Source organism: Sanguibacter sp. TS_SC_8 (assembly GCF_055361235.1).
This window is the reverse complement of record NZ_CM143955.1, coordinates 50,850-70,246: the sequence shown is the minus strand read 5'-3', so window position 1 is coordinate 70,246 and position 19,397 is coordinate 50,850. Positions and strand designations below refer to the sequence as shown.

General features: G+C 69.6%; 15 protein-coding genes. 5 read left to right on the top strand and 10 right to left on the bottom strand.

Annotated features, from left to right (window positions below; all coding sequences use genetic code 11):
* Positions 1 to 279: 279 nt before the first annotated feature.
* The 8 genes from ACWA15_RS00310 to ACWA15_RS00275 form a co-directional block, all read right to left on the bottom strand.
* Entirely contained in the window at positions 280 to 1,302 is a 1,023-nt protein-coding gene (locus tag ACWA15_RS00310; RefSeq protein ID WP_464057209.1) for a hydroxyacid dehydrogenase, read from the bottom strand.
* Entirely contained in the window at positions 1,295 to 3,541 is a 2,247-nt protein-coding gene (locus ACWA15_RS00305) for an FAD-dependent oxidoreductase (protein WP_464057208.1), read from the bottom strand. The genes ACWA15_RS00310 and ACWA15_RS00305 overlap by 8 nt, the downstream gene beginning before the upstream one ends.
* A gap of 41 nt (positions 3,542 to 3,582) precedes the next feature.
* The gene (locus ACWA15_RS00300) at positions 3,583 to 4,785 is read right to left on the bottom strand and encodes a glycoside hydrolase family 27 protein (RefSeq protein ID WP_464057205.1); all 1,203 of its coding nucleotides are present in this window, start codon (positions 4,783 to 4,785) and stop codon (positions 3,583 to 3,585) included.
* 107 nt (positions 4,786 to 4,892) lie between these two features.
* Positions 4,893 to 7,139, bottom strand: coding sequence for a hypothetical protein (locus tag ACWA15_RS00295; protein WP_464057204.1), 2,247 nt, complete (start codon positions 7,137 to 7,139; stop codon positions 4,893 to 4,895).
* 59 nt (positions 7,140 to 7,198) lie between these two features.
* Complete coding sequence (locus ACWA15_RS00290) at positions 7,199 to 8,128, bottom strand: carbohydrate ABC transporter permease (RefSeq protein ID WP_464057203.1); 930 nt, start codon at positions 8,126 to 8,128, stop codon at positions 7,199 to 7,201.
* On the bottom strand, positions 8,118 to 9,083 hold the full coding sequence (locus tag ACWA15_RS00285) for a carbohydrate ABC transporter permease (RefSeq protein WP_464057201.1): 966 nt from the start codon (positions 9,081 to 9,083) through the stop codon (positions 8,118 to 8,120). Before ACWA15_RS00285 ends, ACWA15_RS00290 begins: the two co-directional genes overlap by 11 nt.
* 2 nt (positions 9,084 to 9,085) lie before the next feature.
* Complete coding sequence (locus ACWA15_RS00280; protein WP_464057199.1) at positions 9,086 to 10,393, bottom strand: ABC transporter substrate-binding protein; 1,308 nt, start codon at positions 10,391 to 10,393, stop codon at positions 9,086 to 9,088.
* Positions 10,394 to 10,701: 308 nt separating this feature from the next.
* Positions 10,702 to 11,721: a LacI family DNA-binding transcriptional regulator gene (locus tag ACWA15_RS00275; RefSeq protein ID WP_464057198.1), complete on the bottom strand. Its 1,020-nt coding sequence runs from the start codon at positions 11,719 to 11,721 to the stop codon at positions 10,702 to 10,704.
* Between the two features lie 166 nt (positions 11,722 to 11,887).
* Here ACWA15_RS00275 and ACWA15_RS00270 point away from each other — a divergent pair, with 166 nt between their 5' ends.
* Positions 11,888 to 13,498, top strand: coding sequence for an FAD-dependent oxidoreductase (locus tag ACWA15_RS00270; RefSeq protein ID WP_464057196.1), 1,611 nt, complete (start codon positions 11,888 to 11,890; stop codon positions 13,496 to 13,498).
* A 6-nt stretch (positions 13,499 to 13,504) separates the two neighbouring features.
* On the opposite strand, the gene ACWA15_RS00265 is transcribed toward ACWA15_RS00270, so the two are convergent.
* The gene (locus ACWA15_RS00265; RefSeq protein ID WP_464057194.1) at positions 13,505 to 14,419 is read right to left on the bottom strand and encodes a LysR family transcriptional regulator; all 915 of its coding nucleotides are present in this window, start codon (positions 14,417 to 14,419) and stop codon (positions 13,505 to 13,507) included.
* Positions 14,420 to 14,557: 138 nt separating this feature from the next.
* Between ACWA15_RS00265 and ACWA15_RS00260 the strand changes: the two genes are divergently transcribed.
* From ACWA15_RS00260 to ACWA15_RS00245, 4 genes are all read left to right on the top strand, one after another.
* Complete coding sequence (locus ACWA15_RS00260) at positions 14,558 to 14,968, top strand: CBU_0592 family membrane protein (protein WP_464057193.1); 411 nt, start codon at positions 14,558 to 14,560, stop codon at positions 14,966 to 14,968.
* The gene (locus ACWA15_RS00255; protein WP_464057192.1) at positions 14,969 to 16,036 is read left to right on the top strand and encodes an LLM class flavin-dependent oxidoreductase; all 1,068 of its coding nucleotides are present in this window, start codon (positions 14,969 to 14,971) and stop codon (positions 16,034 to 16,036) included.
* Between the two features lie 138 nt (positions 16,037 to 16,174).
* Positions 16,175 to 16,888 (top strand): LytR/AlgR family response regulator transcription factor, encoded by a 714-nt coding sequence (locus ACWA15_RS00250; protein ID WP_464059555.1) that lies wholly within the window; start codon positions 16,175 to 16,177, stop codon positions 16,886 to 16,888.
* Positions 16,885 to 18,237: a sensor histidine kinase gene (locus tag ACWA15_RS00245; protein ID WP_464057191.1), complete on the top strand. Its 1,353-nt coding sequence runs from the start codon at positions 16,885 to 16,887 to the stop codon at positions 18,235 to 18,237. Before ACWA15_RS00250 ends, ACWA15_RS00245 begins: the two co-directional genes overlap by 4 nt.
* Here ACWA15_RS00245 and glf read toward each other — a convergent pair.
* Positions 18,227 to 19,381 carry a UDP-galactopyranose mutase gene (gene glf / locus ACWA15_RS00240; RefSeq protein ID WP_464057190.1) on the bottom strand — a complete coding sequence of 385 codons (1,155 nt, stop codon included), beginning with the start codon at positions 19,379 to 19,381 and terminating at the stop codon, positions 18,227 to 18,229. The two genes, ACWA15_RS00245 and glf, sit on opposite strands and share 11 nt — an antisense overlap.
* Positions 19,382 to 19,397 lie beyond the last annotated feature (16 nt).

Genomic DNA, 19,397 nt, shown 5'->3' with positions numbered 1-19,397 from the left:
GGGGAAACCACAATGTCTCCAAACTGAGAGGGAGCGCTCCCACGCTGTGCGGGTCTCGCTTACCACCTCGACGATTTTGACTGAAAGTAGCATCACGAGCAGGCCCTGACAAGCCGGGAGCGCTTCCAGATCCAGCGCCCAGACTGTCGTGGCCGTGGAGAGGGTTGTTGACACGATCAGATCGATCACTGGAAACTAGCCGATCTGCCGCCCTGGTCGCCTTGATCGGAGACTGGTAGCGCTCCCGGTTTTCTGGGTTTCAGACCGCGTGCCCGCGCATCACGCCGTGTGGTCGAGATCGGCGAGGAGGACCGGGTTCCCCGGCCCCTCACCGGCCGCGAACCTCTCGATCTCGTGCACGGCCAGGTCGCCGAGGCGCGAGATCTCGTTCCCCTGGGACCCCGCGAGGTGCGGCGTGAGCACGACGTTCGTCAGTTCGTAGAGCGGGTCCCCGAGAGGGAGCGGTTCGGGGTCGGTGACGTCGAGCACCGCGGACAGCCGCCCGCTGGTCAGGTGATCGCGGAGGGCGGCGTGGTCCACCAGCCCACCTCGGGCGGTGTTGATGAGGGTCGTCCCGTCCCGCAGGGCCTCGATCTGCGCCCGCCCGATCATCGCCCGGGTCGCTGGCAGGAGCGGAGCGTGCAGGGTGACCACGTCGCTGCGCCGCAGCAGCTCGTCCAGCGTGACCAGCTCTGCCCCGAGGCTGCTCGCCTCCACACGCGAGATGAACGGGTCGACCAGGAGGACCGTGTGCTCGAAGGGGCGGAGCAGCTCGAGCACGAGGCGTCCGATGCGTGACGCACCGACGATCCCCACGGTGCTCCCGCGGTTGCCCGCACCGGCGGTCAGGATCTCCTTCGCGCTCAGGACCTGGCGGCGGGAGTACAGCTCTGCACAGGGCAGCACCCGCTTGGCGGCCAGCAGGATGAAGGCCAGCGTGTACTCGGCTACCGGACGCGCATTCGCCTGGGCGGCGCTCGTCACGGTGACGCCGCGTCGCCACACCTCGGGCAGGACGTGCCCCCGGACGGTGCCGGCTGCGTGGGCTATCAACCGCAGGTGGGGTGCCGCGTCGAGGGCCGCCTGGTCGATCGGCGGGCACCCCCACGTGGTCAGGAGCACCTCGGTCCGCCCCAGCAGCCGCAGCGCGCGCTCACTGGAGAACTCCGTGATCACCTCCTCGGAGAGTACGTCCGCGGACCGCGCCAACCGTTCTCGTGCCTCGGGGGCCACCACCCGGTCCATGAGGTCCTGGGAGTGCGTCGCGTAGGTGACCGCCGGGCGGCGCCGCCGTTCAGGCACCGGACCGCGTGTCGGCATAGGTCCGCAGCGACACCAGGTGCGCACGCGGCGCGCCGTGGGTGGCCTGGGCCACCACCCGCAGCCGCTGGGTCGTGACTGGTGCCTCGAGCGGATGCACGCGGTGCCGGCGCCGGTTCGCCTCGACGCTGACGACGGTCCGCCACCCGGTGTCGTCATGGACCTGGATCTCGTAGTCGCGCAGCAGCGTCGGTACGACGGCCTCCGGCGTCCGGTGGTGATGGAGGTTGATGAGGTCCTCCTCGACGTCGTCGTCCAGCACGAGGGCCACCTCGGCGATCGTCACGGGCTCCGGCCATCGCAGCTCGACCCACGGCTGCGGGTCGTCCACGAGCGGGCCCGACACCCACATCTGCGGGCCGCCCCAGGGCCGGGCGTACCCCCCGCTCACCTGCTGGGCTGCATAGGCCTCGGTCGGGTCCTGCAGGCGGAAGCACAAGCCCTGACGGTCGTCGAGGTGCTTCCACGCCCGCCACTGCTCGACGTGCGGCTCGTCAGCGGGTGGTTCCCGGTGCCGGAAGGCCAGGACCCCTGGCGCGTTGCGCACCGATCCGTGCACGTCGAGCAGAGGTTGCCGGCGCAGGACGAGGAACGCGTTCTGCGCCTGACCGGGCGACCAGGTGGTGGGGACGGTGACCCACTGTCGCAGGCCTGCGGCGACGGGGACACCCGCTGTGTGGACGAGGTCGGCGGGAAGGTAGTTCTGCGGCTTGCGGGTCCCGTAGACGTCGACGACGAGCTCGGTGTCCTGGGCCGCGTCGACGAGGAACTCGACCGCACCGAGGGACGGGTCGACGGGGACGACCATCCCGAGGTCGCTGTCCAGGTGCTCGACTCCTCGACCGGGCTCCGTGCGCAGGTCCGCCAGGATGGAGGAGGACGTGACGCTCGCGCGGAGAGCGAGGTCGGCCGGGTCGGTGGCACGCACCCCGAGGAGCGGTCCGTCCGAGCGGACCATCGCGTGGTGCACCGCGTCGAGGCTCGTCGTCGCGAGCTCTCGGGGGGCGAGTCCTCGCTGGACGGCCAGGGCCGCTGCCGTCCCGGCCGCCTCCCCGCCGACGGCGCAGGTCGCCATCACCCGGGTGGAGCCGAAGGCCACGTGGCTCGCCGAGATCGTCCGGCCGGCCATCCACATGTTCGAGACGTTCTGCGAGTACAGGCTGCGCAACGGGATGTGATAGGTGCCGTCGGGGTAACGGTGGCGTGATCCGGGCTCGTCGGCGTACATGCCGCCCCGCGGGTGGAGGTCGATCGACCATCCCCCGAACGCGACCCGGTCGGCGAACTCCGGCTGGTCGAGGACGTCGTGCTGGGTGAGCACGTGGTCGCCCACGAAGCGGCGGTACTCGCGCTTGCCGGGGATGGCGCCGATCCACTCCAGGGTCAGGTTCGCCGCGTCGTGCTCGCCCGAGTTCTTGATGTGGTCCCAGATCCCGTAGACCGCTGCCTGCAGCTCGTCGCGGATCTCCTCGTTGTCGTGGACGACGTCGCGCTCCCCGCCCCACTCGATCCACCAGAAGTCGCACCCGTTGTGGTCGGCCCGGATCCGGCGTCGCTGCGGGATCCCGGTCGCGGCGATGTCCTTGGCGAAGGACGGCGCCACGAACGGCACCGGGTGACCGGTGTCCTTGGAGTAGAAGAGGATCGTGCTCCCCAGCAGCACGTCGTCGGCCTCCGCCGGCGCCCAGTCCTCCCCGTGCTCGGCGAACGACTCCCGACCCGTCCGGGCGCGTGCGCCCGCCAGGTGCCCGACGAGGCCGTCGCCGCTGCAGTCGATGAACGCCGGGCTGGTGAACCGGATGAGGCGCTCCGACCCCATCATCCAGCCCGTGACCGCGTCGATGCGCCGGTCGGACTCCGGACCCGAGGCCTCGACCTCGCGGACGTCGGTGTTGAGGAAGAGCGCGATGTTCGGCTCGGCGCGGACCGCCTCGAGCACCACCAGGTCCCAGTAGTAGGGGTTGCCGTCCGGGTTGGTGAACTGGTTCTCGACGAACAGCTCACCCATGATCCCGGTCTCGCGGGCGTAGTGCTGCGTGCCGTGGGAGGTGGCGCCGCACACCCACACCCGGATCTCGCTCGAGGAGTTGCCTCCGAGCACCGGGCGGTTCTGGACGAGAGCCACCCGGGCACCTTGTCGTGCCGCGGCGATCGCAGCGCAGCACCCGGCCAGCCCGCCTCCCACGATCGTGACGTCTGACTGCACCTCCTCAGAGCGCACGGTCTGCTCCTTCCACTCGTCGTGTCGTCCGGACATCCACGTCAGACCACCGCCCGAGGCAGCCGGAAGCGGCCAGGTGACGTGACGCGGAACAGGGCACTCTCCCGCGGTGCGAGCGTGGCTTCGATCGAGGTGACGGCGCGGGCGACCGCGCCGGTCCACAGGTCCCGGGTCTCGACCGTCCCCGGGATCCCGAAGACGGACGTCGCCACGGCGGCCCGGGTCGGGGTGGCCCCCCGGTTGAGCAGCAGCACGGCGAGGTCGCCGCCGTCGAGCTCGCGCGCCCAGGCCTCGGTGCCTCCGCGCCGCTGGATCCGCCGGCCCTGTCGCCCCAGACGGTCCTGGTCGACGGCGATGACCTCACGGTTGGTGAGGATCTCGAGGGTCGCCGGCGTCATGTCGCGCAGGTCGTTGCCGGCGATGAGCGGCGCGGCCAGCATCGCCCAGAGACTGAAGTGCGAGCGGGACTCGACGTCGGACATTCCCGCCACCCCCACCTCGAGCATGTCGGGGTCGTTCCATCTGCCGGGGCGGGCGAACCTCTCCAGGCCGCCCTGCTCGTCGAGGATCGTCATCACCGAGTTCTCCGCGATGGTCCCGTCCTCGTCCCAGCTGGGCCAGATGTCGTTGGACGTGCGCCAGCAGTCCACCACGTCGAGCGCCCACGGGTAGTCCGCACCCCAGGACCACGGGTCGTCACGGCTCGCGGCACCGCCGTTGACGGAGTAGACGATGGGCCGCCCGGTCCGCGCGAGCGCGTCCCCCATCCGCATGAGGACCTCCTGCGCGTTGCCCTTGGTGTAGCACCAGTCGTACTTGAGGAAGTCGACCTCCCAGGAGGCGAACAGCCGCGCGTCCTGGTCCTCGTGGCCACCGCTCCCGGGATAGCCCGCGCACGTCTTCTCTCCCGGGCTCGAGTAGATGCCCAGGAGCAGGCCGCGCTCGTGCACGTAGTCGGCGAGATCGGCGATGCCCCGCGGGAAGCGCTCGGGGTCGGGGACGAGGTCACCGTCGGCGTCGCGTTCGCGCGCCATCCAGCAGTCGTCGATGACGACGTAGGTGTACCCGGCGTCGCGCATCCCCGACCTGACGAGGGCGTCAGCGGTCTCACGGATGAGGGCGTCGTTCACCTCACGCTTGAAGACGTTCCAGCTGTTCCAGCCCATCGGGGGTGTTGGTGCCAGGTGCCCGGCCCACGAGGGGCGCGGCGACGACTGAACAGTCGTCACGTCGATCGTGCTCATCGGATCGTTCCTTCCGTGCTGTGTGGCCGCGGTCTGTGCGCGGCTGGGTGTGGTGGCCGGTGGAGCCTGCGGCGCCGCGGCACCGCTCCAGGGTCCTCGTCCGGGGCTCATACGGTGATGCGAGTGGTCGTCACGCGGGGGCCGCCGGTGCCCGGAGCGCGCACCTGCACGACCACCTGGCGTCTGGTGCCGCTCTGGAGCGGGATGAGGTCGTAGACACCCTGACCCGGCTCGACCCGGCCGTAGTCTCGTCGACCGCCCAGGCCCATCACCGACACGTCGACAGCGACGGGTTCGAGGTTGACGGCGTGGAACGCAACCTGCGAGCCCGTGCGGACCGCCGTGCGCGCCACCTGCACGCCGTCCCCGGTGAGGGTCGCCAGGTCGATCGCGGTCACGCCGAGCTGGAGGGCGCCGTCGTGGTGGACCTCGAGCACGTGGTGCGTGCGACTCTTGTCCGAGAACGTCGTGCGTCCGGTGGGCTTGAGGACGACGGTCCGCTCACCGTCCCAGCTGATCTGGAACCGGTGCCCGCCACGCACGAGGGCGAGGCTCGACGCGGTCGTCTGCGTCGTGCTGCCTGGCGCCGCGGTCGTGCCATCGGAGAAGGTCAGCGAGTCCTGTGCCTGGAGCACGAGCGGGAGCTGCTCGCGGGCCGCACCGCTCGTCGCCACAGCACGGACGACGCCGTCGTGCCAGTAGGTGACGTCGCTGACGATCGCGCCAAGACCCGCGGTGTAGCGGGTGGTGAACACGCCAGTCTGGCCGGTGACGTCCGCCGGGGCGATCTGCTGTCCGGAGGTGTCCGCGCCGGCATGGTGCGTGGCGACCACGGCCGTCCAGGCGGAGTCCACCCCCGAGGCGGTGACCGTGCTCCAGGCCGGGTCCGCCGGCCCGTTCACCGCAAGAACGACCATCCCTTCGACAGGGTGCCAGAACATGCCGGGCCCGAAGCGCTGGAGGTTGGAGGGGCGCACGCCGTACAGCGCGCCGAGGTAGTAGTAGGGGCGCCGCACGAACAGGAACTGCTGGTCGACGGTCCCCAGCCGCATCTCGGTGAACGTGTCCGCGCGGACGTAGGGCAGCTGCGCGAGCTGGGCGTCCCGCTCGGCGCGCGAGACCCCGTCCGGCGCTCGAGGGACGTGCATGTAGAGGCGCGGCGAGCTGTCCATCTTCTTCCGGGGCGGGACCGGCGCGGAGGACGTCGCCCACGCCGCACGAGCAGCCTGCTTGTCCTCGGCCGGGGCGTAGAACGCCCCCAGCGCCGGCACCTCGGCGAGGAACGCCCGCCCGAGCGCGACCCTGTCGCCCGCGTCGTCGACGGCCGGGACGAACGCCGCCTGGGCGTTGCGCCCGCTGATGGCGCCGTAGTGGAAGCCCCACGGCTTTCCCGGCTCCATGACGACGGCGTAGCCGAACCACTCGGCCCAGCGCCGCACCATCTCCACCACGGAGAGGTTCCCCGTCGCCGCGTAGATGTCCCCCAGGTCCGGGAGCATGACCTCGAAGTTGTACCCGGCGTCGTAGGTGAGCGGGTCGTTGAAGAACCCGGCCTGCGGCTGCCCGTGCTCGAGGAGGTAGGCGCAGCCGTCGTCGAGCGCAGCACCGATCGCCGGGTCGCCGAGCACGTGGGACGTCTGGGCGACGCCCGCGAGACCGGCCACGACCTGGTTGGTGACGTTGATCGGCGCGGCCCAGTGGGGCTTGCTCATGTCGGTCAGCCACTGTGCCCCGAGGCGCAGGGCCTGCTCGATCTGAGTCCGTCGCGCAGGCAGGGCGTCGATCCGCTGGAGGTCGCTCAGGACGGCCGAGAGCGCGACCGTCCCGAATCCGGTCGGAGCGAGCCCGTGCTCGTCGAGGTTGCGCTCGGGCCACGCGCCGTCGCTGTGCTGCAGCCCCAGGTAGTGCCCGAGCGCCGCGTCGAGCCGACCCGCCAGGGCAGTGTCCCCGAAGTACGGGTTCCACGGCCGCTCCGTGGCCAGGAAGAAGCTCAACGTCGCGACGTGTTCCATGACCCGGGCGTTGAACGGCTCGTTCGGGGTGCGCTGCCAGCCGTCGGCCAGCCACCCGTAGGTGTCCGGGTCGTCGTCGACGACGCTGTTGGCCAGCGGCGCGAGGATGAGCAGGTAGCTCGCGTAGATCTGCTCGTTCGGCGCGAACGACCCGCGGTCAGGAGCACCCGCCGGGAGCTCCGCGACCAGAGGGAGGACCGTCCCCGCGGAGACGGCCGCCGCGGTGGGCGCACCGCTCGCGGCGTGGGCCGCGAAGGCCAGTGAGGTCGCTGCCAGCCCTGCCAGGAAGCCTCGTCGGCTCAGGGGCGGGAGCCCGCCCGTGCTGCCATGGTTCGTTTCCATCACACACCGTCCGTTCGCTCGTCGTTGAGCTTGTTGGTCGTCTTGGGGTTCATCACTGCTCATCCCTTCATCCCGGTGCGGGTGAGGCCCTCGACGAACTGCTTCTGGGCCACCAGGAAGACGATGAGGATCGGGATGACAGTCAGGGCTGTGGCGCCCATCTGGGTGTTGTAGAGCGGTTCGCCGTACCCGTCGTGGAACCGGGTGAGCCCGAGTCCGGCGGTGAACAGGTGCTCGCTGCGCAGGAAGATCAGCGGCTCGAAGTACATGTTGAAGGAGGACAGGAACTTCATGATCGCCACGGCGGCGATCGCGGGCTTGGCGAGCGGGAACGCGATGCGCCAGAAGAGGCCCAGGCGTCCGAGCCCGTCCAGGCGGCCCGCTTCCTCCAGCTCCGCCGGGAGACTGAGGAAGAACTGCCGGAAGATGAAGACGCCGACAATGCTCCCCGGTCCCACGATCGGCAGGATGATCAGGGGCACGTGCGTGTCCATGAGACCGGCCTGGGCGACCCACCGGAAGATCGGGATGATCGTCACCTCGGAAGGGATCATCATCCCGGTCATGAGCAGCAGGAACACCTTGTTGGCCAGCGGGAAGCGGATGCGGGCGAAGGCGTATCCCGCGAACGCGCACACGAAGACCGAGCCGACCGTGACGATGGTCGCGATGTAGAGCGAGTTCAGGTACTGCCGTGCGAACGGCGTGACCGTGAAGATCTTCCGCACACCGTCCGTCGTCCACTCCCGAGGGAGCAGGGTCGGGGGCTGGGAGAAGATCTCGCTCACCGGCTTGAAGGCGGAGAAGACCATCCACAGCGTGGGGTAGAGGAAGGGCACCGACAAGAGCACGAGGACTGCGTAGAGCAGCACCCTCTTGCGGAGCTTGGTCCGCCGGGCGGCGGCCGAGTCCTTCGGCCGCCTCCCGCCGGACCGCGGGAGCTTCGTCGCCACCGGCGACGGAGCGTGCACTGCTGTCTCAGACCTCATCGTGCACCCATTTCTTCCGCATGCCCCAGACCAGCGCGGTCAGCGCGAGAACCACCAGAAAGAGCAGCACGCCGATCGTGCTGGCGTACCCGAAGTCCTGCTGCTCGAACGCCGTCTGGTAGAGCAGGTAGGAGATGACGGTGGTCGAGCGCCCCGGGCCACCCTCGGTCATGATCTGGATCGGCACGAACACGTCGAGGGCGCTGATCATCGTGACCATCGTGACGAGCAGGATGGTCGGGGTCATGAGCGGGAGCGTGATGGACCGGAAGACCCGCCCGGGGCGCGCCCCGTCGATCCGTGCGGCGTCCTTGAGGTCCGTCGGCACGTTCTGCAGAGCGGCGATGAACAGGATCATGTTCATCCCGACACCTTTGAAGACCTGGATGACCACGACGGTCACCAGCGCATAGGCGGGGTCGCGCAACCAGTTGGGACCGTCGATGCCGATCATCGCCAGCGCCCCGTTGATCCCGCCGTTGGAGGCGACGAGGAAGTTCCAGATGAGCACCCACGCCACGGCCGAGACGATGACCGGTGAGAAGAAGAACGTCCGGAACACCGTGGTCCCGGGCACCTTCTGGTTGAGCAGCAGCGCCAGGCCCATCGCGAGCGTGATGTTGAGGACCATGAGCAGGCCTGCGTACTTGAACGTCGTGCCGAAGGATCCCCACACCGTCTCGTCCGCCATCAGCCGCCGGACGTTGTCCAGGCCGGTGAAGCTGAACTTCGCGATAAGCGGGCTCCAGTCGTGCAGGCTGTACCAGATCACGAACCCGAAGGGCACGAGACCGAAGGCGATCGTGCCGAGCACGGCAGGCCCGACGAACAACGCACCGAGGATGCTGTCGTGACGCTTCAGGCGCCGGGAGCCGGCCCGTGTCCGGGCTGACGCGGGCGGCTCATCCGGCCCTGCCTCGGGCGCCCGTGGCTCGCGGGCGGTGGCCAGGCTCACGGTCAGCTCCCCGCGAGCTTCGGCTCCAGCTTGGCGCACACCTCACCGAGCACGGCAGGCACGTCTGCGTCAGCGGTCCACAGCGCGTCCAGGTCGGCGCGCACCGAGTCGGCGAAGCTGCTCATCTTGACGTGGCCCGGCTTGGTCTGGGCATCCATGGCCGCGTCGATGATCGTGGCCTGGATCTGCTCCTCGTTGAGCGCAGGGGCTGCCCGCTGGATGGTCTCCAGCGTGAGCAGGGACTGACGCGGCGGCGGGAAGTACTGAGCGAGCTTCTCGCCGTTGGCCGCGTTGGTGAAGAAGGCCAGGAAGTCCGCTGCAACCTCGGGGTTCTCGCTCTGCGAGGTCACACCGATGCCGGCCTGGCCCACGACGTCGACCTGACCCGCGGGACCGGTCGGCATCGGCAGGAAGTCCCACCTGAACGTCCCGTCAAGTCCGGTCGACGCGCTGAGCTGCGACAGCTGCATCGCGGCCGTGCCGGCACGGAAGTTGAACTCCTCGCCGGGCTGGGGTGTCGAGTGGTCCACGTACACCTCGTTGTGGAACCACTCGAAGAACGAGATCATCTCCGGGGAGTCGAAGGTGCACGTGGCACCGTCCTCGCTCCACGGCCTCCCGCCCCAGGACATCCACATGGCGCCGAGCGCGTCGTTCCACGCTGTGTACGGGTTGGCCGAGGGGATGAATCCGCCGGTGCCCTGGCTCTCGGCGACCGCCTGCGACAGGTCCATCACCGCGTCCCAGGTCCACTCGCCCGAGGCCAGCAGCTCACGCGGGTTGGTCTGGCCGGCGGCCTCGAGCAGGTCGAGGTTCACGTACACGCCGAACGGGCTGTTGGAGAAGGGATAGCCGTAGAGCCCGTCCGGTGTGGACCACGGCGCGGCTGCGCCTTCGAGGAGGTCGTCCAGGGCGTAGCCCTCGGTCGCCTCGAAGGTCGGGGTGAGGTCGTGCAGAACCCCGGCCTCGACGAACTCGACCGCGTTCGCCTCGGAGACCCAGGCAAGGTCGGGTGCGTCGCCGCCCGCGATCTGGGTCGTCAGGGCGTTGACGTAGTTCGCGCCGGGCAAGGAATCGAAGGTGATGCTGGCAACCGTGTCCGGGTTCGCTGCGAGGTACTCGGCGGCGATCTCGTTGAACAGTGCGTGGTGGCCCTCGTTGGCGCTCCACGTGACCATGCGCAGGTCGACGGGCCCGGGGGCCGCCTCCGTCGTGCCGTCCGCGGTCCCGCAGGCCGCCAGCGCCAGTGCTGCCGAGACTGCGGTGCATGCGGCGATCAGCCGCGTGGGTCGTCCGTTGATGTGACTCATGCCATCTCCCGTGGGGTGTTCACTTCTTCGTGGACATCCGCGTGAACGACCCCGTCGAGCTCGCCGAGGGTCCGGCGGTCCTGACGTGAGCGTGTGGCGGATTGGAGCAGGCGGGGAGCCCAGGTCGTCGACCGTGTCGCCTCGACAACCTCAACGTCTGTGGTGAGGCCGGGATCCCTGCGTGCACCACCCACCCTAGGCACAACTATCGGTAATGTCGAGAGATTCTGGCGTAGAACTTTCGACCAAATTCTCGGGAACGTGTTTTCTGCGGACCGTGATGTCCGATCGCCCCCGAACTGTCGGCGCTACGTCGACCGGGGCGGCCCGCTCGACTCACGGACCATCAGGTGCGTGGCGAGCTCGGTGTGCAGCGGGCGCGTCGTCGATCCGCTCATGAGCTCAGCCACCTGCTCGACCGCCTCGGCACCCATCTGATCGAAGGGCTGGCGGATCGTCGTCAGCAGCGGCGCGGACGAGCGGGCGATCACCAGGTCGCCGTAGCCCACCACGGTGAGGTCCTCCGGGACGCGGATCCCGGCGCGCCGGGCCGCTTCGAGCACGCCGAGCGCCTGGACGTCGCTCGCGGCGAAGATGGCGGTGGGCGGCCGGGGCTCGCTGAGCAGCTGGATGCCGCTCTCCAGGCCCGACGCGTAGGTGAAGTCCCCACCGAGCACCCGCGCACCGTCCGGGTCCAGCGACGCACCGGCGCGGCCCGCGACGTGCCCCGAGACGCGTGCGCGGCTCGCCTTGGTGTCCAGCCGCCCACCGAGCATGACGATGTCGCGGTGTCCCAGGCCCACCAGGTACTCGGTGGCCTCGAGCCCGCCGGCCCAGTCCGTCGAACCGACGCTGTACGTTCCTGGGTCGGGCGCGCTCAACGGGTCGATGACCACGAGGGGCATGCGGTTCGACCGGAACCTGGCCCGCTGCACCTCACCGAAGCTCGAGGTGATGACGACGGCTCCCTTGCGGCCCTCTGCGCGCAGCTCGTCGATCCAGCGGGGGTCCTCAAGGTCCTGAGGGAACGTTGCCAGGCTCAGGTCGACTCCGGTCTCCCCGGCAGCGCGGACCGCTCCGCGCACCACGTCGAGGGTGTCCGGGGACGTCATGTCGTGCGCCATGAGCGTCACCGGGACCAGTGACCGCCGTCGGTTCCGGGTCGCGACGTAGCCGCGCTCCTTGAGAATCTTCTCGACGTGGACCCGTGTGCGGTCCGCGACGTCGGCGCTCCCGTTGGCCACCTTGGAGACCGTGGAGATCGACACCCCCGCCGCCTCCGCGACCTCGGCCAAGGAGGCTCGCTTGGATGGGACGGAACCGCTCACGACGACCTACTCCCTCGAGGACCGCCCGACGCGGTCCTGCGTTCACCGCTTCACACGCGGAAAATTTTCGGATACTGTCGCAGCGATCGCAGGAGTCGCGGCGCTGCGCCTTACCTGCGAAGGATGCCACACTCGACGGGCACCGCGAGCGGGAGAAGAGTTCATCGTGGAACTACATGTAGACATTGCAGTTATCGGCGGAGGTGTCGGCGGTGTCTCAGCGGCCCTCGCCGCGCTGCGCGCCGGCCGCCGCGTCGTCCTCACGGACCCGACCCGCTGGCTCGGGGGGCAGCTGACCAGCCAGATGGTGCCGAGCGACGAGCACCGTTACATCGAGTCGGACGGGGCGAACGCGTCGTACCGCGAGCTTCGTGACGGCGTGCGCGCCTACTACCGCACACACTTCCCGCTCTCCGAGCGTGCCCTCGCCGACCCCCACTTCAATCCCGGTGCCGCGTGGGTGAGCCCGATCAGCGCGGACCCACGGGTCGTCGTCGCGGTCATCGACTCCCTCCTGCTGCCCTATGTGAGCTCCGACCGGCTGGTCGTGCTCATGGAGACCGCCCCCGTCTCCGTCACGAGCGACGGAGACCTCGTGACGGGGGTTCGGCTGGAAGGGCCGGGCGGACACGTGACCGACGTCGTCGCGGACTACGTCATCGACGCCACCGAGCTCGGCGACCTGCTCCCGCTGGGCGACGTCGAGCACGTCTCGGGCCGGGAGTCCCGGGAGCAGACGGGTGAGCCGGGGGCCTGGCACAGCGCCGACCCGACGGACATGCAAGGCGTGTCATGGTGTTTCGCGATCGACCACCTCGCTGGGGAGGACCACACGATCGACCGGCCCGAGGACTACGCCTCCTGGCGGGACCTGCGCCCACCCCAGCTCGACGGGCGCAAGATCCTCAGCTTCGGCAGTCCCGTCACACCAGAGGGCGCACCCGGCCGGGTGTACACGTTCTCACCCAACATGGACGACGATCCCGCAGACATCGACCTCGACCACCGCAACATGGGACTGGCGCCCGAGCTGTGGAACTACCGGCGGATCGCGGCCCGCACCCAGTTCCGCGACGGATTCCACCGCAGTGACGTGACGATCGTCAACTGGCCGATGAACGACTACATCGGCGGGCCCCTCTTCGGGGTCCCGGACGCGGCGGACCACTGGCGCGGGGCGAAGGCCCTGAGCCGCTCGCTGCTCTACTGGCTCCAGACCGACGCACCCCGCCCGGACGGCGGGACCGGGTGGCCGGGTCTGCGGCTGCGCGCCGACGTCGCCGGGACCGCCGACGGGTTCGCGATGCACCCCTACATCCGGGAGTCCCGCCGGATCCTTGCCCGCAAGACCATCGTCGAGCAGGAGGTCTCCACGATCTACCGCGGTACCGGGGGCGCGACCCGCTACCCGGACACGGTGGGCACCGGGCACTACTTCTGGATCGACCGCCACGCGACCACCGGGGACGGCGGGGGCACGTACGGGCTGCCGCACCCCTTCGAGATCCCCCTCGGTGCGCTCATCCCCCGCCGGGTCCGCAACCTCCTGCCGGCCGCGAAGAACATCGGGACGACCCAGGTGACGAACGGGTGCTACCGGCTCCAACCGGTCGAGTGGAGCATCGGGGAGGCCGCCGGGTCCCTCGCCGCCTTCTGCCTCGCGAACGGGACCGAGCCGCACGCGGTGCACGAGAGCGCGGGACTCACCGAGGACTTCCAGCGCGTCCTGACCGGGCAGGGCGTCCAGCTGCAGTGGGACCCCTCGCTGCGTTGGTAGCCGCACTCACCCCAGATACCCCAGGTCCAGCGTCGTGACCTGCGCGAGCAGCGCGTCGACGACCGCGGTCACGGCCGGCGTCGGCTCGTGGCGGTTGCCGCGGTGGCGGGCGGCGATGTGGCGCATGCCGAGCCCGGCGATCGGCACGACGTCGACCCCGCGCAGGTTCGCGCCCTCCAGGGCGAGGGCGGGGAGCAGCGCGACGCCCTGCCCGGCCCCGACGAGGGCGAGGGCGACCTCGTAGGAGTTGTAGCTGTGCAGGGTGTCCCGGGTGGGCCGGGTGATGTCGACGACCCGGGCCAGGGCGCGCGCGGCCGCGGTGTTCCTCTCGGCACCGATCCAGGTGACGTCCTTGAGGTCCTGCAGGTTGGTGGGGACGGCCATGGACGAGGGGACGGCGAGCTTCCACGGTTCGTCGAGCAGGGGGACCTCGCGGAACCCCCGCGGCACGGGCCGCTCCGCGGAGGAGTCGTGCTCGACGATCACCACGTCGTACTCGCCGCTGCGCAGGCCGCGGTTGGCGTCCTCGGTCTCGACCTCGTGGACGGCGATCTCGATGCCGGGGGCGGTGGCCGCGAGCTCGACGAGCATCGGGGCGACGAGGCTGCTGGTGATGGTCTGGAAGGCGCCGATCACGACCCGCCCGCTGACGTCCGGGCCGATCGTCGCGATCTGCTTGCGCGCCTCCACGAGCTCGGACTCGATCCGCTCGGCGGCCTCGGCGAGCATCAGCCCGACGGCGGTCAGGGTCACCCCGCGCGGGCCGCGGTGGAGCACCTCGACGCCCTCCTCGGCCTCGAGCTTGGCGATCTGCTGGGAGATCGCCGAGGGGGTGAGATGCAGCAGGTCGGCGGCCGCAACCACTCCCCCTGCCCTGTGGACGGCAAGGAGTACACCAAGCCTCTTCGCGTCTATAACCATGTAGCGATGCTACATGGGGTTTGGAGAACGATTCGATTGTGCTAAACGTTTCTTGCGGCCACTATTGAGGCATCGCAAGGAACGGACGTCGGCGGCTCGGCGGGGTTCCTCACCCCACCCATCTTTCAGGAGACAGCTATGTCCACCGCCGTTCAGCTCGCAATCACCCTCGCCGGATGGACCGGTGCGATCGCCACCGTCATCGCCTACGGCATGGTCACCGCGAAGCGGATCAGCCCGGACTCGCTGCTCTTCCAGGGCCTGAACATCGTCGGTGCCGGACTGCTCTCGATCAGCGCCTCGACCTACGGTGCCTGGCCCTCGGCCGTGGTCAACGTCATCTGGGTGGCCATCGGCGTCTTCGCGCTCAAGGCCATCTGGCTGCACTGGGTGGGCGCGAACATCGCGCTGATCGGCGACGCCGCAGCCCACCCGGCCACCACCGAGCACGCAGCGGCCGTCGAGGCGGCGATGTACGACGTCATCAACGATGCCCAGGCTCACACCCTGCAGAGGAATAGCGCGCAGCGCACCCCCGTTGCAGCCTGAGTGAGCACCGAACCCAACGCACCCGTCAACGCCCTCTCCGTCCTCGACCTCATCCCCGTCCGCACCGACCAGACGTCGTCGCAGGCCCTGCGCGCGAGCACGCGGCTCGCGCAGACGGCAGACGAGCTGGGGTTCCGGCGGTACTGGGTGGCCGAGCACCACAACATGGCGGCGGTGGCCTCGACCAACCCGGCCGTGCTCATCGCGCTGCTCGCCTCCGCGACGCGGCAGATCTCGGTCGGTTCCGGCGGCGTCATGCTGCCCAACCACGCTCCCCTCGTCATCGCCGAGCAGTTCGCCCTGCTCGAGGCGGCCTTCCCGGGCCGGGTGGACCTCGGCCTCGGCCGGGCCCCCGGCTCGGACCCGGTGACCAGCCACATGCTGCGCTCGGGCGCCGCCCGCGGGGGCGACGGGGTGGATTCCTTCCCCGACGACGTGCGGGACGTCATCGACCTCATGTCCCCCGGCGGGCTGACCCTCGACCTGCGTGGGCGCACCTACCCGCTCTCCGCGACGCCCCGCGCCACGTCCGTGCCCGACGTCTGGCTGCTCGGGTCCTCGATGTACTCCGCCCAGCTCGCCGCCGCGCTCGGCCTCCCCTACGTCTTCGCCCACCACTTCGCCGGCCAGGGCACGGCCGAGGCGATGGCCACCTACCGCAGCACCTACCGGCCGTCGGAGGCGCACCCCACCCCCACGACCTTCGCGATCATCAACACCGTCGTCGCCGAGAGCGCCGAGGAGGCCGAGCGTCAGGCTCTGCCCTACACCCGGTCGATGATCCGGCTGCGGACCGGCGGCGATATGGGACCGGTCGAGCTCATCGAGGACGCCGAGGCCGCCGGCCTCGCCCCCGAGCACGCCGCGCTCGCCCAGCAGGTCCGCTCCACCTGGGCGGTCGGCACGCCCGACGTCGCAGCGCGCCAGGTCCGGGCCCTCGCCGAGCTCGTGGGCACCGACGAGGTCATGCTCTCCCCCGTGGGCTCCGCCCACGTCGGCGGCGACCCCGAGCGGGCGACCACCCGCGAGGACACCCTCGCCCTGCTGGCGGCCGAGCTGCTCGGCTGACGCCCACCGGACGGCCCCGGGCAGCCCCGGTGCCCCGGCCGGCCCAGGGCACCGGGGCCGGCGCCAGGCGGCGCCCTTGATACCCTGCAGTGCCGGAAAGTGGCCGGTGAGGGTGACGCGACCAGAGCGGAGGGCGTGATGATTCGGATCGGCATCGTCGACGACGAGCAGGCCAGCCGTGACCTCATCACGGACTACCTGGGGCGTTACGAGGCCGAGCACGGTGTGACGTTCTCGGTCCGCACCTTCACCGACGGCTCCGAGATCACCACCGCATACCGTCCCGACTTCGACATCATCTTCCTCGACGTGCAGATGGCCACCCTCGACGGCCTCGAGACCGCCCACGAGATCCGCCTTCTCGACGCGGACGTCGTGCTCGTCTTCATCACGAACATGGCCCAGTACGCGATCCGGGGCTACGAGGTCGACGCCCTGAGCTACCTCGTCAAGCCGGTCCCCTACTTCGCCTTCGCCCAGGAGCTGCGGCGCAGCATCGCCCGGGTGCGCCAGGTGGAGACCGCCGCCGTCATGCTCCCGGTGACCGGGGGCATGGCCCGGGTCAGCCTCTCCGACATCGTCTACGTCGAGAGCATCAAGCACCGCATCGTGGTGCACGCCGTGGATCGCACCTATGCCCTCTCCGGGACCCTCAAGGCCTTGGAGACGGAGTTCGCCGGCAAAGACTTCTACCGCAGCAACAACTGCTACCTGGTCAACCTGCGGTACGTGACGGGCATCAGCCAGAACAGCTGCACCATGCTCGGCGGTGACGAGCTCCTCGTGAGCCGGCCCCGGCGTCGGGCATTCCTCGATGCACTCACCAACCACGTCGGTGGACGCCTGCCGTGACCCCCGACGACCTCACGGACATCCCCCGGGCCTACACCGCGATCGCCGAGTGGTCGGCGTGCCTCGTCTACGTCGTCCTCATCCCCAAGCGGCTCAGCCGTCCTCTCCTCTTCGCTGTCCTCGCGACCGGCCTGGTGACGCTCCTCGTCGTGCAGACCTTCGCCGATCGCCTGCCGATCGAGCTGTGGACCTTCGGGATGGCGCTCTCGGTCGCGATCATGTACGTGCTCATCCGTGCCTGCACCGACCAGTCCCCGCGGGCCGCGCTCTACGTCACGGCCCGCGCCTTCGTCCTGGCCGAGCTCATGGCCTCGCTGCACTGGCAGTTCGAGAGCTTCTTCGCCACGAACAACGCCGACGCCGCGAATCCCGTCCGCAGGGCACTGCTCCTGGTGGTCGTCTACGGGGCCTCGGTCCTCCTGGCCTACCTGCTCGAGCACCGGCGGGCTCCGGGCGAACGCGCCTGGGAGGCGGACCCGCGCGACACCTTCATCGCGATGGCGATCGCGGCGGTCACGTTCTTCATGTCGAACATGAGCTTCGTGGATGCCAACACCCCGTTCAGCGGCCGCCTGGGGCCGGAGATCTTCTACATCCGCACCCTCGTGGACCTCTCCGGCTTCGTGGCCCTCTACGCCCAGCAGGGGCAACGCGTGGAGCTGCAGCGTGCGCGCCAGGTCGAGGCGATCACCCGCCTGCTGCACACCCAGCACTCCCAGTACCTCGACTCAAAGCGCAACATCGACGTCGTCAACCGCAAGTACCACGACCTCAAGCACTACATCAATGCGATCCGGGGCGAGCACGACCCCGAGGCCAAGGCCGCGTACCTCAACGAGCTCGAGGAGAGCATCTCCGGCTATGCGGACCAGCTGGACACCGGCAACACCGTCCTGGACACGATCCTCACCACGAAGAGTGCCGAGTGCAGCGCCCGGAACATCACGCTGACCTGCGTCGCGGACGGCACAGGCCTTGCGTTCATGGACCCGATGTCGCTGGCCGCGCTGGTCGGCAACGCCCTCGACAACGCCATCGAGAGCGTCCTCACCCTGCCCGACGACGAACGCCGCCTCATCCAGGTCGCCGTCTACGCGAAGGACTCCTTCGTCGTCATGCGGTTCGAGAACTACTTCGAGGGCACCCTCGAGTTCACCGACCACCTGCCCCGCACGACGAAGGGCAACCGCCTGCACCACGGATACGGGCTGGTGAGCATGCGCCAGGTCGCCCGGGAGCACGGCGGCACCCTGACGGTCCAGGCCAAGGACAGCTGGTTCGTGCTGAGCGTGCTGATCCCGATCCCGGTCTCCCACCGGCCGAGCCGTCAGCCTGAGCTCAGCGCCTGAAGAACCCCGCACCCAGGTTGTCCACCATGGTCAGCGCCGACCCGATCGCCATGTGCATGTCGAGGTACTGGTAGGTGCCCAGGCGCCCGCCGAAGAGGACGCCCTTCTCCCTCGAGGCGAGGTCGCGGTAGGCGAGCAGGCGGTCCCGGTCCGCGGCGGTGTTGATCGGGTAGTACGGCTCGTCGGCCTTGCCCGCGAAGCGCGAGAACTCCCGCATGATGACCGTCTGGTCGTCGGGGTAGTCCCGCTCCGGGTGGAAGTGGCGGAACTCGTGGATCCGCGTGTAGGGCACGTCCGCGTCGGGGTAGTTCATGACCGGCGTCCCCTGGAAGTCGCCGATCGGCAGGACCTCCTGCTCGAAGTCGAGCGTCCGCCAGGACAGGTCCCCCTCGGCGTGGTCGAAGTAGCGGTCGAGGGGGCCGGTGTAGACGACGGGCACGTTCCCGACGACGTTCGCCTTGTTGACCGGCTGGCTCTCGTCGAAGAAGTCGCAGCCCAGACGCACCTCGATGAGCTTGTGGTCGGCCATGCGCTCGATCCAGCGCGTGTACCCGTCGGTGGGCAGGCCCTCGTGGGTGTCGGAGAAGTAGCGGTTGTCATAGGTGTAGCGGACCGGGAGGCGGGAGATGATGCTGGCCGGCAGGTCCTTGGGGTCCGTCTGCCACTGCTTGGCGGTGTAGCTGCGGATGAACGCCTCGTAGAGCGGGCGCCCGATGAGGGAGATGCCCTGCTCGTCGAGGTTCTCCGGCCTCTTCCCACCGAGCTCGGCGGCCTGCTCGCGGAGCAGGTCCCGGGCGGCCTGCGGGCCCAGTGCGGAGCGGAAGAACTGGTTGATCGTGCCGAGGTTGATCGGCATCGGGAACACCTCACCGCGGTGGGTGGTGTACACGCGGTGCACGTAGTCGGTGAACGAGGTGAACCGGTTGACGTAGTCCCAGACCCGCTCGTTGGAGGTGTGGAACAGGTGCGCGCCATAGCGGTGCACCTCGATCCCGGTCTCCGCCTCGTCCTCGGAGTAGGCGTTGCCGCCGATGTGGCTGCGCCGGTCGATGACGAGGACCTTGCGGCCGTGCTCCTCGGCGATCCGCTCCGCGACGGTCAACCCGAAGAACCCTGACCCGACGACCACAAGATCCGCGTCCACGGCGTTCCACTCTCCT

What these genes read in the sequence shown, in the direction of transcription:
- ACWA15_RS00300 (WP_464057205.1), bottom strand. Translation starts at nt 4,785, where the DNA reads ATGAGCACGATCGACGTGACGACTGTTCAGTCGTCGCCGCGCCCCTCG.
- ACWA15_RS00295 (WP_464057204.1), bottom strand. Translation starts at nt 7,139, where the DNA reads ATGGAAACGAACCATGGCAGCACGGGCGGGCTCCCGCCCCTGAGCCGA.
- ACWA15_RS00290 (WP_464057203.1), bottom strand. Translation starts at nt 8,128, where the DNA reads ATGAGGTCTGAGACAGCAGTGCACGCTCCGTCGCCGGTGGCGACGAAG.
- ACWA15_RS00280 (WP_464057199.1), bottom strand. Translation starts at nt 10,393, where the DNA reads ATGAGTCACATCAACGGACGACCCACGCGGCTGATCGCCGCATGCACC.
- ACWA15_RS00265 (WP_464057194.1), bottom strand. Translation starts at nt 14,419, where the DNA reads ATGGTTATAGACGCGAAGAGGCTTGGTGTACTCCTTGCCGTCCACAGG.
- ACWA15_RS00260 (WP_464057193.1), top strand. Translation starts at nt 14,558, where the DNA reads ATGTCCACCGCCGTTCAGCTCGCAATCACCCTCGCCGGATGGACCGGT.
- ACWA15_RS00250 (WP_464059555.1), top strand. Translation starts at nt 16,175, where the DNA reads ATGATTCGGATCGGCATCGTCGACGACGAGCAGGCCAGCCGTGACCTC.